Genomic DNA, 13,480 nt, shown 5'->3' on the forward strand with positions numbered 1-13,480 from the left:
CGCCTCATGTTCCAGAACCGTGCAGAAGCCCTGGCGCTTGCGCTGCCGGCCGCCGTCTTCGCGACCCTGGTCTTTCTGCTGCCCGTCGCAATCCTGCTGTCGGAAGGCTTCCGCGCCGGCGGAGCCTGGACGCTGTCGGCCTATGCCGGCTTCTTTTCCGAGACGCTGAACCGCACCGTTTTCCTGCGCTCCTTCCGGCTCGGCCTCGAAGTTACCGCCGTTTCGGCAGTCATCGGCTACGCCGCAGCCTTCGCCATCGTCAACCTGCCGCCGACAGGCAAAGGGCGCATGATCGGCCTCGTCACCCTGCCGCTGATGATCTCGCCAGTGGCGCGCACCTATGCCTGGATCGTCATTCTCGGCCGCACCGGCATCGTCAACCAGGCGATCACGGGCCTCGGTTTCAGTGCGGAGCCGCTGCGCCTGCTCTTCACCGAAACCGCCGTCTTCATCGGTCTCTTGCAGCTCTTCCTGCCGCTGATGATCCTGTCGCTGATCAGCGCCCTTGAAAACATGCCGAGGGATGCGATCCCCGCCGCCCGTGTTCTCGGTGCCAACTGGTTCCAGGTCTTCTGGAAGGTCGTCCTGCCGCTGACCCGCGAAGGGCTCGTCATCGGCGGCACGCTCGTCTTCACCGGCTCGCTCACCGCCTACATCACCCCCGCCATTCTCGGCGGCTCGAAGGTGCTGATGCTCGAAACCCTGATGTACCAGCAGGTCTCCGTCGCCAATGATTTCGTCTCGGCGAGCGTCATCGCCTTCATCCTGATCGTCATGAGCTTTGCCGCCAATCTCCTGCTGAAACGCCTGGCGACGGCGAGGAGCCGCCGATGACCGCCCGTCTCTTTTCGCCCGTGGTGCTCTTCCTCTTGCTGGTCTTCCTGATCGGCCCGTTCCTGATCATCATCGCCGCCTCGCTCTCGGCAGGCGATACGCTGGCCTTCCCGCCGCAGGGCCTGTCGCTGCGCTGGGTGATGAAGGTCTTCACCATCGAAAGCTTCCGCGACAGCTTTGCCATGTCGATGTTCCTTGCCGTTTTCGGAACGCTCGCGGCCCTTGTCCTCGGCATTCCCGCCGCCTACGCCCTGTCGCGTTACCGGCTGCCCGGAGCCGAGACGGTACGCACCATCGTCTCGCTGCCGATCATCGTTCCCGGCATCATCGTCGGCCTGGCATTGCTGCGTTATCTCGTCGTGCCCTTCGGCTTCAACATCACGCTTGCCCTCTTCTTCGCCCACGCGGCCCTCGTGCTGCCCTATGCCGTGCGCGTCGTCTCCGCGAGCCTCGACAATCTGCGTTCGGATATCGAGGAAGCGGCCGTATTGCTTGGTTCCTCCAGGCTCGGGGCCTTCTTCCGCGTGGTGATGCCGAATATCCGCGGCGGCATTCTGGCCGCCTTCATCCTCGGCTTCGTCACCAGCTTCAATCAGGTGCCGGTCTCGCTCTTTCTTTCCGGCCCCGGCGTTCGGACGCTGCCGATCGACATGCTGGGTTACATGGAAACCACCTACGATCCGTCCATCGCGGCGCTCTCCGCCCTTCTCGCTTTCCTGTCGATCGGCATCGTCTTCCTCGCCGAACGCTTCCTGGGATTTTCGCGTTATGTCTGATGCCTATCTTCAACTCGACAAGCTGACGCTGAGCTACGGCGATACAGTCGCGGTGAGGGATCTCGATCTTGCGATCGGCAAAGGCGAGCTCGTCGCCCTTCTCGGGCCGTCCGGCTGCGGCAAGACGACGACGATGCGCGCCATTGCCGGTCTGCTGACGCCCGCCTCCGGCCGCATCCGCCTCGACGGCGCCGATATCACCCGCGTCTCCGCCAACAAACGCGCCGTCGGTCTCGTCTTCCAATCCTACGCTTTGTTCCCGCATCTGACCGTCTACGAGAACGTCGCCTTCGGCCTGCGCCTCAAGGGCATCTCCGGCGCGGATCTCGATACCCGCGTCGGCGCCGGCCTGAAATCCGTCGGCCTCACCGCTTTCGCAGGCCGCAAGCCCACCGAACTCTCCGGCGGTCAGCAGCAGCGCGTCGCACTCGCCCGCTCGATGGTGATGGAGCCGAAGGTGCTGCTGCTCGACGAGCCGCTCTCCAATCTCGATGCCCGCCTTCGCTTGGAAATGCGCGCCGAACTGCAGCGCGTGCAAAAGGAAACCGGCGTCACCATGATCTTCGTGACCCATGACCAGGTGGAGGCCCTGGCGCTAGCCGACCGCATCGTCGTGATGCTGAACGGCGGCATCGAGCAGATCGGCACGCCGGAAGAAATCTATAACAATCCCGTCTCCGCCTTCGTCGCCGATTTCGTCGGCTTCGAGAACGTTTTTGCGCTCAAGGACGGGAAGCTTGCGACGCCGAACGGCCCGGTCGCACTTTCCGCTCCGCCGCCGCAAGCTGCCGCAGGCTTGGCCTGGCGTCCGCGCACGGTGATCCTCGGCTCAGGTTCATTCCAGGGAACGGTGCGCGGCACTTCCTTTGCCGGCAACAGCCGCGAGTATCTCCTCGATACACCGCTCGGGCCAATCAAGGCCGAGATCGACGCAGGCCTGCCGCCGCACGAGATCGGTAGCACCCTCGCCTTCGACCTGCCGGTCTCCGGCGCGGCCAACCTCAAGCGCTTCGGGTGACATCGTGGGTGTGTGGATCGACACTGATATGGGCTTCGACGATATCGCCGCCATTCTGGTGGTGGCGCAGTCGGAATATGTGATCGACGGCGTCTCCCTGGTTTTCGGCAATGCGCCGCTGCCGCAGGTGAGGCTGAACGCCGCCGGCGCCGCCAGCGCTTTCGGCTGGACATTTCCCATTCATACGGGCCGCGCCATGCCCGTTCTCGGCAAGCTCGAAACCGCCCAGGCGATCCTCGGCGAAAGCGGCATTCCAACCATCGGCAAGACCCTGCCGAAGGCGGCCACCCTTGTTGAAAGCGATGCCTTCACCGCGCTCTGCCGCTGGCTCGAAGACGACGGACCCCACCGCATCCTGGCGCTTGGCCCACTCACCAATATCGCCGCCGTAGCGCTCGCCCGCCCCGATCTTGCAGCCCGCATCACCGACCTCGTCTGGATGGGCGGCGGCGTCACATCAGGCAACCACACGGCCTCTGCCGAGTTCAACGCACTCGCCGATCCCGAGGCGCTGGCAATCGTCATCGCCCATGACCTGCCGCTGCGCATGGTCGATCTAGACCTCTGCCGCAAGGTGCTGGCGCGGCCCGAAGATGCCGAGCCGGTGCGCAATGCCGGCGGCAATAATGCCGAACTGATCGCCGATATGTTCGCCGGTTATGTCAATATCGGCACCAGCCGCGGCCGCCCTGGAATGGCGATCTACGATCCCTCGGCCGCCGTCGCCTTCATCGATCCAGCCGTCGTCAGCTTCCGCCCCGCGCGCATCGACGTCGAACTTCAGGGCGCCCTCACCCGAGGCCGCACCGTCGTCGAGGTCCGCGCCACGCATGCGACCTTCAACGCCCAATTCGCCGCCGATATCGACGTCGGGAAGGCGCGTACCATCATTCTCGCCGCCCTGATCAATGAGGCCCGCAGATGAACGCCATCGCTCGTCAAGAACCTTTCGATCTCAACGATCCCGAATTGCGCGCCCGGGCCGTTGCCGCCGCCCGCGGCGATGCCCCATTCGATATGCTCCTCACCGGCGGCCGGCTGCTCGATGCGGTGACGGGTTTGATCCGAGAAGCCGACATCGGCCTCGTCGGCGCGCTCGTCGCCAGCATCCATGCCCCGGCAAGCCGCACGGATGCCGTCGAGATCGTCGATGCGGCAGACAGCATCGTGACGCCGGGGGTGATCGACACACACATGCATGTCGAAAGCTCGATGGTGACGCCGGCCGAATATGCGAGCGCCGTGCTGCCGCGCGGTGTCACCACGGTCGTCTGGGATCCGCATGAATTCGGCAATGTCCATGGCCTCGACGGCGTGCGCTGGGCGATCGAGGCCGCGCGCGTCCTGCCGCTGCGCATGATCCTGCTCGCTCCCTCCTGCGTGCCGTCTGCACCGGGCCTGGAGCTTGCCGGCGCCGACTTCGATGCGTCTGTTGTCGCCGAGATGCTGCGCTCTTCGGCCGTCGGCGGCGTTGCCGAAGTCATGAACATGCGCGGCGTCATCGACGGCGATCCCCGCATGAGCGCCATCGTCAATGCCGGCCTTGCCTCCGGCAAGCTCGTCTGCGGCCATGCCCGCGGCCTTGAGGGCGCCGATCTCAACGCCTTCATGGCGGCCGGCGTCACCTCCGACCACGAACTCACCTCCGGCGCCGATTTCGCCGCCAAGCTTGCCGCCGGCCTGACGATCGAGCTGCGCGGCTCGCACGACCATCTGCTTCAGGAATTCGTCGAGGTGCTGAACGGTCTCGGCCACCTGCCGCCCACCGTCACGCTCTGCACCGACGACGTCTTTCCAGATGAACTCCACGAAAGCGGCGGCCTCGACGACGTCATCAGACGGCTGGTGCGCTACGGCATGAAGCCGGAGTGGGCGATCCGCGCCGCGACCTTCAACGCCGCACAGCGGCTGAAGCGTTCCGATCTCGGCCTTGTCGCCGCCGGCCGCCGTGCCGATCTCGTGCTCTTCGAAGACCTCGAGGAATTCCGGGCGCGGCTGGTCATCTCAAGCGGCCGCATCGTCGCCCGCAACGGCGGCATGGAAGCGGCCGTTCAACCGCTCCATACGGCGCCGCTCACCCATTCCGTCAAGCTGTCGACGCTGACCGAGAACAATTTTCGCGTGCCCGCGAAGGGCGAGCGCGTCCGCGTCGCCACCATCGACCGCCCGCGCTTCACCCGATGGGGCGAAGCAGAAACAGAAATCCGGGACGGCTTCGTCGTGCCGCCGGCCGGCAGCGCCATGATCGCCGTCGCCCACCGCCACGGCAAGGCCGATGGTACCCCACGCATCGGCTTCCTCACCGGCTGGGGCGAATGGCGCGGCGCCTTCTGCACGACCGTCTCGCATGACAGCCACAACCTCACCGTCTTCGGCGGCAATGCCCGCGACATGGCGCTCGCCGCCAACGCCGTCACATCAGCCGGCGGCGGCATGGCGGTCGCGAAAGACGGCCGGATCGAAGCGATCCTGCCGCTGCCGCTCTCCGGCCTGGTGACCGACGCCTCGCTGCAGGACACCGCCTTGGCCTTCGCCGAGATCCGCAAGGCCATGGACAAGATCGTCGACTGGAAACCGCCCTACCGCGTCTTCAAGGCCTGCTTTGGCGCAACACTCGCCTGCAATGCCGGCCCGCACCAGACGGACAGAGGGATTGCCGATGTGGTGACGGGAAAGGTGCTGAAAAGCCCGGTGCTGGAGGTTTTGTAGGCTTGGTGAAATAGCGAGGATGGTGCCGGGGAGAAGAGACGTGCTGCGAGGTCTCGAATCTCCTTCTCTCCAACGGGGAGAAGGTGCCCGTAGGGCGGATGAGGGGGCCGCAAACGCCAGTTAACCCTTCAACTCCCGCTCCACCAACGCCACCCAATAGGCCGCCCCATATCCGAGCACTTCATCATTGAAATCATAAGCCGTATTGTGATGCAGCGCCCCGTCCACCGCCGGCCCATTGCCGAGCCAGACATAACAGCCCGGCGCATTCTGCGCGAAGAAGGCAAAATCGTCGCCTGCCGTCGACGGCGGAAAACTCGTCCGCACCTTCTCCCCGAATACCGTGCCGGCAGCGGCAAGCGCCCGTGTCGTCGCGTCCCCGTCATTGATGACAGGCGGAATGCGCCGCTCGAAACGGTAGTCGGCTGAAATGCCGTACATCGCGGCCGTTCCGCTCGCCAGCCTGCCGATCTCGGCCTCCAGCTGATCGCGCACCTCGGGCGAATAGGCCCGCGCCGTCCCGCCGATCTCCACGATATCGGGAATGACATTCAGCGCCTTAGCATCGCCCGCCTGCAGGAAGCAGGCGCTGACGACGGCCGGCTGCAGCGGATCGACCACGCGCCCGACGATCGTCTGCAGCGATGACAGAAAGGTACCAGCTGCCGTGATCGGATCACGACCGAGATGCGGCTTGGCGCCGTGGGTGCCGACGCCGCGAAAGGTGACGCGCCAACTGTCGGAAGAGGCAAGCTGGGGGCCTTCGACCACGGCGATCTCATCGATTGCGAGCCCTGGCATATTGTGCAGGCCATAAACGGCATCGCAGGGGAAAAGCTTAAACAGCCCTTCCTCGACCATGCGCTTTGCCCCGCCGCGCCCCTCTTCCGCCGGCTGGAAAATGAAATGCACCGTGCCGGAAAAATTCCGCGTCGCCGCCAGATGCCGCGCCGCGCCGAGCAGCATTGCCGTGTGCCCGTCATGGCCACAGGCATGCATCTTTCCCGGCACCGTCGACTTATAGGGTCGCTCGGCCATTTCAGGCATGGCGAGCGCATCCATGTCGGCTCTGAGCCCGATCCTGCGCGTGCCATTGCCGATCTGCAGCGTGCCGACCACGCCGGTGCCGGCAAGCCCGCGATGCACGGCGATACCAGCCTCCTCAAGAAGGCTTACGACGATGCCGGCGGTGCGCTCCTCCTCGAAACCGAGCTCGGGATGCGCGTGCAGATCGCGGCGCAAGGTGGTGAGGAACGGCAGATCGTCCTTGATCCGGGCGGGAATGCTCATCGGGCAATGCTCCTGGGGCCTGGATATCTCTTCATGCGAAACGGGCGCCCAACCGGCGCCCGCGTCAGATTATTCCTTGTTCATCAAACAGACTGTGACTTCAAGCCCTCAGGCCTCTTCGACGAACACCTCTTCGCGCTTCTTCCTGACGCTCGGCAGGAAGACGACGATGAGTACGGCGAGCGCGATCGCCAGAAGCGTGGCGCTGATCGGCCGCGTGACGAAGGTGGTCGGGTCGCCGCGCGACAGGATCATGGCGCGTCTCAGGTTCTCCTCCAGCAGCGGCCCGAGCACGAAGCCGAGCAGCAGCGGCGCCGGTTCGCAGCGCAGCTTTGCCAGCACGTAGCCGATGAGGCCGAAGAAGGCGACGGCATAGAGGTCGTAGACGTTCGAATTGACGCTGTAGACCCCGATCGAGCAGAAGGCCATGATGATGGGGAAGAGTACGTAATAGGGAACTGTCAGCAGCTTCACCCAGAGCCCGATCAGTGGCAGGTTGAGGATGACGAGCATCAGATTGCCGATCCACATCGAGGCGATGATGCCCCAGAACAACGCCGGCTGCTCGGTCGCGACATTCGGCCCCGGCACGATGCCCTGAATGATCATCGCGCCGATCATAAGCGCCATGACGGGATTGGCCGGAATGCCGAGCGTCAGCAGCGGAATGAACGAGGTTTGGGCGCCGGCATTGTTGGCCGATTCCGGCCCCGCCACACCGGCGACTGCACCTTTGCCGAATTCCTCCGGCGTCTTCGACAGGCGTTTTTCCACCGTATAGGAGGCGAAGGAGGCAAGGATCGCGCCGCCGCCCGGCAGGATGCCGAGTGCCGAACCAATCGCCGTGCCGCGAATGACCGGGGCGATCATCTCCTTGAATTCCTGGCGTGAGGGCAAAAGGCCGGATACCTTGGCCATCAGCACCGTGCGGGTCGACTCGCCTTCGAGGTTGCGCAGGATTTCCGCCACCCCGAAGACGCCGACGGCGAGCGCCACGAAGTTCAGCCCGTCGGCATATTCGCGGATGCCGAGCGTGAAGCGCGGCGTGCCGGTATAAATATCGGTGCCGACGAGGCCGAGCAGCAGCCCCAGCGCCACCATCGCCAGCGCCTTGACGACCGAGCCATGGGCAAGCGCGATCGAGGAGACGAGGCCGACGATCATCAGCGAGAAATATTCCGCCGCACCGAATTGCAGCGCGATGTCGGTAAGCGGCGGTGCGAAGATCGCCACGAGGAAGGTCGAGACCGTGCCGGCGAAGAACGAGCCGAGCGCCGCGATCGCAAGCGCCGCCCCGGCCCTGCCCTTGCGCGCCATCTGGTAGCCATCGATTGCGGTAACGGCGGAAGAGGATTCACCCGGCATGTTGATGAGGATCGCCGTTGTCGAGCCGCCGTACTGGGCGCCGTAGTAAATGCCGGCAAGCATGATGAGCGAGGAGACCGGCTCGAGCTGGAAGGTGATCGGCAGAAGCATGGCGATCGTCGCCGTCGCGCCGATACCGGGCAAGACGCCGATCAGCGTGCCGAGCAGGACGCCGATGAGGCAGAAGAAAAGATTGTGGAGTGTCGCCGCCGTGGCAAAGCCGAGCGCGAGATTGCTGAAGAGATCCACCGTAGCCTCCTAAAGCATGTCGCGCAAAGGTGTGCAGTGGTTTTGCGGTAACGACATGCGAGAAAATAAAGACCTAAAGCGCGGGAAGCGATCTGAAAGATCGCGACGTGCTTTAGAACCGGACCCAGGGGCCGAAGCGCTCGAACGGCAGCCCGAGCCCGTAGCTGAAGACAGCGACCGAAAAGAGCGTCAGCAGCAGCGACAGGATGAGCGCAAACACCACATTCATCTTGCGCGACGCAAAACAGGCGATGAAGGCGGTGAAGAACAGCGCCGGCGCAAATCCGAGCCCCCGCACCGTCAGCCCGAAGAACACGGGAGCCGGCAGGATGAAGAGCATGCCGCGCCAGGCGAACGGATCGATCGGCTCACCCTCGACGCGCAGCGCCTGAATGAAGATGATCGCGCCGAGCAGCACCAGCACGACGGAAAGCAACAACGGAAAATAACCAGGCCCCATGCGCAATGTCGTGCCGAGGTCGAGCCCCAGCGACTGGAAGGCGAAGAAAGCGCCGGTCGCGACGAAAAGCGCGCCGCAGATCGCATTGGTGGTATCGAAACTGATGGATTTCATGGTGTCTCCTGCAGTTGGAGATGGAGCGTCGTTACTGCCGCGATTCTCCCTCATCCGCCTGTCGCCACCTTCTCCCCGCCAGCGAGAAGAAGGGGATCCGCCGCGGCCTCTCGCCTTTGCCCCGCTATTCGCGGGCAAGTCCCCTCTCCCCGCATGCGGGGAGAGGGTTAGGGTGAGGGGTTATTCCTGGCACATCCCTCACTAGTCCGCATATTCCCCGGCAGCCTCGATCACCGGCTTCCAGCGGGTGATCTCGCTTTCGAGCTTGGCCTTGAGCGCAGCCGGCGTTGCATCCGCGTCAGAGGAAGGCGCCGTGCCGAGTTCGGCGAAGCGGGCGCCGACATTCGGATCCTTCAGCGCGACCTGCAGCGACTTCGACAGGCGTTCGTTGATCTCGGCCGGCGTACCCTTCGGCGTATAGATGCCGTGCCAGATACCGACTTCGAAGCCCGGCAGGCCAGCTTCGACCGCTGTCGGAATGTCCTTCATCACGTCGAGACGCTTGGGCGAGGTCACGGCATAGGCCTTGATCGTGCCACCGGTAATCTGCTTCGTCGTGTTGGTGGTCTGGTCGCACATGATATCGACCTGGCCGCCGAGCAGATCCGTCATCGCAGGGCCGGTGCCCTTGTACGGGACGGTGGTGAGCGGGGTCTGGATGGCGCTCATGAACATCATGCCGCAAAGATGCGAGGCGGCACCGATGCCGGCATTGGCGACCGTCACCTTGTCCTTGTTGGCCTTGACGTATTCGATCAGGCCCTTGAGGTCGGTCGGCTCGAAATCCTTGCGGGCGACGATCGTCATCGGCACCTCGGTGACGAGGCCGACATAGTCGAAGGCGCCGAGCGTATCGTAGGCGAGCTTGCGGTAAAGCGTGGCGCTGGTCGCCATGCCGATATGATGCAGCAGGATGGTGTAGCCGTCGGGATCGGCGCTCGCCACGCGGCCGGCGCCGAGCGTGCCGCCGGCGCCGCCGACATTTTCAACGACGATCTGCTGACCAAGATCCTTCGACATCGATTCGGCGACAAGGCGCGCGACGGTGTCGGTCGGGCCGCCGGCCGCAAAGGGCACGACCATGGTGATGATGCGTTCGGGATAGGTCTGCGCCGAAGCGACGCCGGCGAGAAGAGAGACCGCGGCAGCCGCGGTCAGGCCGAGCATGGCCTTCAGGATTTTCATCGTTTCCTCCCTGATGAAATAGCGAGCCCGCCGGCACATCCTCCGCGCCGGGGTTGACCTATTTGCCGCCGGGAAAACCCAACCCGCAATCATCGCCAGCGCGTTTGAGGGACGATTCTGCGACAGTGCGATGCAGCATGGGTCGATTCGGAAACAAACGACCAATGCGATGGGTGGATTTCCACCCATCGCGGCAAGCTGGCCGCTGCGACTAACCCTCCGTGATCAACATCCGCTTGTCGAGGCCATATTTCTGCATCTTTTCGTAGAGGGTCTTTCGGGAGATGCCGAGCGATTCATAGACCGGCCTGAGGCTGCCGCCATGCGCGACCAGCGCGCTGGCGATGATCCCGCGCTCGAATTCGGCGACGCGCTCTGCAAGCCCGGTCGCCTCCTCGGCCTGCCGCCCGCCATTGTCGAGGCCGAGAACCAGACGGTCGGCGGCATTCCTGACTTCGCGCACATTACCGGGCCAGTCGCGCTGCGTGATGTCGGAGATCACCTCCGGCGGCACGGCCACCTCGTCGCGGCCGTAGCGGGCCGCCGCTTCCCGCACCAGCTGCAGGAAAAGCAGTGGAATATCCGCCCGCCGCTGCGACAGCGACGGCACGTGCAGCGTCGCCACGTTCAACCGGTAGAAAAGATCGGCGCGGAAGCGGCCCGCCGCCACTTCCGCCTCCAGATTCACCTTGCTCGTCGCGATGAAACGCACGTCGAGCGGCACGATCTCGTTCGACCCGAGGCGGGAGATCACCCGCTCCTGCAGCACCCGCAGAAACTTCGCCTGAAGGTCGAAGGGCATGGAGCCGATCTCATCGAGCAGAATGGTGCCGCCGCGTCCATGCTCGAATTTTCCGTAGCGCGGCCTGACTGCGCCCGGAAAGGCGCCGGGCTCGTGGCCGAAAAGCTCGCTCTCGATCAGGTTCGCCGGCAGCGCCGCGCAGTTGATCGCGATAAACGGCCGGCTCGCCCGGGCGCTGATATCGTGAAGCGCGCGGGCGACAACCTCCTTGCCCGCCCCGGTCTCGCCGACGATGAGCGTATCGGCATCGCTCGCGCCGATCGCGCGGATGCGGTAGCGCAGATCCACCATCACCTGCGTACGCCCCGGCAGCCGCGCCTCGATGTCGTCGCGTTTGCCGGCGACCGCTTTCAGCAAGCGGTTTTCGAGCACGAGGCCGCGTCGCTCCATCGCCCGGCGGATGACGCCTGCGAGCATTTCGGGCGTGAACGGCTTCTCGATGAAATCATAAGCGCCTTCGCGCATCGCCTTGACCGCAAGCTGCACGTCGCCGTGGCCGGTGACGAGGATGACAGGCACCTCCTGATCGATCTCGCGGATCTTCTGCATCAGCGTCATTCCGTCCATGCCGGGCATGCGGATATCGCTGACGACGACACCGGGAAAGCTGTAGCCGATCAGTTCCAGCACATGATCGCCGTTCGAAAAGGTCTCGACGCTGAAGCCGGAAAGCTCCAGCGCCTGCGCTGTCGAGCGGCGCAACTCCTCCTCGTCGTCAACCAGCAGGATCTTCGCATCGTTCATTCCGCCGCCTCCGGCATCAGCCCTGCCGCCGACTGCAGCTCGATGCGGAACACCGCCCCTCCTTCGGGATGATTGGCGGCCGTCAGGCTGCCGCCGAAATCCTTGACGATGTTGTAGGAGATCGAAAGCCCGAGGCCGAGCCCCTTGCCGACGCCCTTGGTCGTGAAGAAGGGATCGAAGATGCGCTCAGCGATCGCCGCCGGCACGCCCGGGCCATGGTCGCGCACCGTCAGCACCACCTTGCCGGCCTCCTCCAAGGCGGAAATCTCGATGCGTCTGTCGTCCAGCCCCTCCACCGCATCGGCAGCATTCGAAATCACATTCACCAGCACCTGCTGCAGGCGCACCGAGCCGGCGCGCACGACCGGCGGCCGCGGCCCGAGATCAAGCCGAAGCTCGGCGTCGGCCGCCTTCAGCCGCCAGGCGATAATTTCGAGCGTGTCGCGCATTGCCTCGTCTAGAGGAACCGGGCCGAGCTTCTCGTTCGGCTTGCGGGCGAAATTGCGCAGGTGCCGGCTGATCGAGGCCATGCGGTCGATCAGCCCGCCGATCCGCCGGATATTGTCCCGCGCCTCCTCGGTCCGGCCGCGGTCGATCAGCACGGAAGCGCTGTCCGTATAGGTCTTGGCGGCGGCGAGCGGCTGGTTGAACTCGTGGGAAAGGGCAGCCGACATCTGCCCGAGCCCGGCAAGCTTGCCGGCCTGGATGAGATCGGCCTGCGTCTGGCGAAGCTGCTGCTCGGTCAGCCGCCGCTCGGCGATCTCCTCTTCGATGCGGCTGTTGACGCGGGCGAGATCGGCGGTGCGCTCCTCCACCCGCCGCTCCAGTTCGCCCTGTGCTTCGGCCTGCATCTGCATGCGCTCGGCGAGCCGCGCCCGCCGCTGGCGAACGACCGCAACGGCAAGCGCGGCGATGCAGAGGATGAGAAAGACGGCGACAAGAGCGGTGCGCGCCTGGGCGCGGATGGAACTCGTCTCCATTAGCACGTTCACCGTCCAGTCCTCGGCCGGCATGTAATGCGACAGCACCAGATATTCGCTCGCGCTCCGGTCGCTTGCGAGCGTCATCAGATCATGCTGCTCGAAGCGATGACGCGTCACCGGCAGCGCCGTCAGCCTGGCATTGGCATAGCGCCGCGACGCTTCCGTGCGGGCGACACGATCGGCCGTCAATGGCAGGATCGCGCCGTAGAGCCATTCCGGGCTGCCGGACATGAAGATGATGCCCTCGGGATCGGAGACGAAGATCTTGTATTCCCCGCCGCTCCAGGAGGACTCGATCATGTCGATATCGACCTTGAAGACGATGACGCCGCGGACATCCGCGCCGACCCTGATCGGCGCCGAGAAATAATAGCCGCGTTTCAGCGACGTGGTGCCGAGGGCGTAAAACCGAGCCTGCCGGCCCTCGATCGCCTCCTGGAAATAGGGCCTGTAGTTGAAATTCTGCCCGACGAAACTGGCCGGCCCGTCGTAATTGCTCGCCGCGATCGTCTCGCCGTCCGGCTTCACCACATAGATGTCGGAGGATTTCAACAGGCCGTTGATCTCCTTGAGATAGAGATTGGCCGCATCGCGCAGCGCCATGTCGTCAGGCGCGCTGACCAGTTCCTTGATATCGTCGTGATCGGCGATCAGCGCCGGCAGCGCCTCATAGCGGCTGAGGTGGCCGCTCAGCGCCGAAACGGCAAGCCGCAGCGCCGTTCCCGCCTGCGCCGAAGCCTCTTCCATATAGGCGCGCGTCGCAATCGCGCTTCCATAGGTGAAGAAGGCGAAAATGACGATCGGCACCGTCAGCAGCGCCGCGATTGCACGAAATCTCGAAGACAGATCCGGCTCCTCCCTTCCAGCCTCCGCTCCCCAGCAAGGCATGCCCGACTGGGGCTCAGTCTAATGAGGCCGACGGGTATTTCCAAGGGCCTGGCGAAACTTGAC

General features: G+C 64.5%; 11 protein-coding genes. 5 read left to right on the forward strand and 6 right to left on the reverse strand.

Features of this window, described 5'->3' with window-relative positions; translation table 11 throughout:
• The first annotated feature begins 6 nt into the window (after positions 1-6).
• The 5 genes from ATY77_RS13765 to ATY77_RS13785 are packed head-to-tail and all read left to right on the forward strand — an operon-like array spanning position 7 to position 5,337.
• Entirely contained in the window at positions 7-834 is an 828-nt protein-coding gene (locus ATY77_RS13765) for an ABC transporter permease (RefSeq protein WP_088687801.1), read from the forward strand.
• A complete protein-coding gene (locus ATY77_RS13770) occupies positions 831-1,610 on the forward strand; it encodes an ABC transporter permease (protein WP_088687802.1) in 780 nt (259 codons plus the stop codon). The genes ATY77_RS13765 and ATY77_RS13770 overlap by 4 nt, the downstream gene beginning before the upstream one ends.
• Complete coding sequence (locus tag ATY77_RS13775) at positions 1,603-2,628, forward strand: ABC transporter ATP-binding protein (RefSeq protein WP_088687803.1); 1,026 nt, start codon at positions 1,603-1,605, stop codon at positions 2,626-2,628. The genes ATY77_RS13770 and ATY77_RS13775 overlap by 8 nt, the downstream gene beginning before the upstream one ends.
• 4 nt (positions 2,629-2,632) lie before the next feature.
• Entirely contained in the window at positions 2,633-3,553 is a 921-nt protein-coding gene (locus ATY77_RS13780) for a nucleoside hydrolase (RefSeq protein WP_088687804.1), read from the forward strand.
• Positions 3,550-5,337: an adenine deaminase C-terminal domain-containing protein gene (locus ATY77_RS13785; RefSeq protein WP_088687805.1), complete on the forward strand. Its 1,788-nt coding sequence runs from the start codon at positions 3,550-3,552 to the stop codon at positions 5,335-5,337. The genes ATY77_RS13780 and ATY77_RS13785 overlap by 4 nt, the downstream gene beginning before the upstream one ends.
• Positions 5,338-5,457: 120 nt before the next feature.
• Here the strand turns inward: ATY77_RS13785 and ATY77_RS13790 are convergent, their stop codons facing one another.
• The 6 genes from ATY77_RS13790 to ATY77_RS13815 all read right to left on the reverse strand — a co-directional run bounded on the left by ATY77_RS13790 (position 5,458) and on the right by ATY77_RS13815 (position 13,417).
• The gene (locus ATY77_RS13790; protein WP_088687806.1) at positions 5,458-6,627 is read right to left on the reverse strand and encodes a M20 aminoacylase family protein; all 1,170 of its coding nucleotides are present in this window, start codon (positions 6,625-6,627) and stop codon (positions 5,458-5,460) included.
• A gap of 108 nt (positions 6,628-6,735) precedes the next feature.
• Positions 6,736-8,241: a tripartite tricarboxylate transporter permease gene (locus tag ATY77_RS13795; RefSeq protein ID WP_088678021.1), complete on the reverse strand. Its 1,506-nt coding sequence runs from the start codon at positions 8,239-8,241 to the stop codon at positions 6,736-6,738.
• A 112-nt stretch (positions 8,242-8,353) separates the two neighbouring features.
• Complete coding sequence (locus tag ATY77_RS13800) at positions 8,354-8,815, reverse strand: tripartite tricarboxylate transporter TctB family protein (RefSeq protein WP_088678020.1); 462 nt, start codon at positions 8,813-8,815, stop codon at positions 8,354-8,356.
• A 201-nt stretch (positions 8,816-9,016) separates the two neighbouring features.
• Positions 9,017-10,000, reverse strand: a complete 984-nt coding sequence (locus ATY77_RS13805; protein ID WP_088687807.1) for a tripartite tricarboxylate transporter substrate-binding protein — start codon at positions 9,998-10,000, stop codon at positions 9,017-9,019.
• A 211-nt stretch (positions 10,001-10,211) separates the two neighbouring features.
• On the reverse strand, positions 10,212-11,546 hold the full coding sequence (locus ATY77_RS13810; protein ID WP_088687808.1) for a sigma-54 dependent transcriptional regulator: 1,335 nt from the start codon (positions 11,544-11,546) through the stop codon (positions 10,212-10,214).
• Complete coding sequence (locus ATY77_RS13815; RefSeq protein ID WP_280950740.1) at positions 11,543-13,417, reverse strand: sensor histidine kinase; 1,875 nt, start codon at positions 13,415-13,417, stop codon at positions 11,543-11,545. The genes ATY77_RS13810 and ATY77_RS13815 overlap by 4 nt, the downstream gene beginning before the upstream one ends.
• Between the last annotated feature and the right edge of the window lie 63 nt (positions 13,418-13,480).

Source organism: Rhizobium sp. R634 (assembly GCF_002211305.1).
Taxonomy (GTDB): domain Bacteria; phylum Pseudomonadota; class Alphaproteobacteria; order Rhizobiales; family Rhizobiaceae; genus Rhizobium.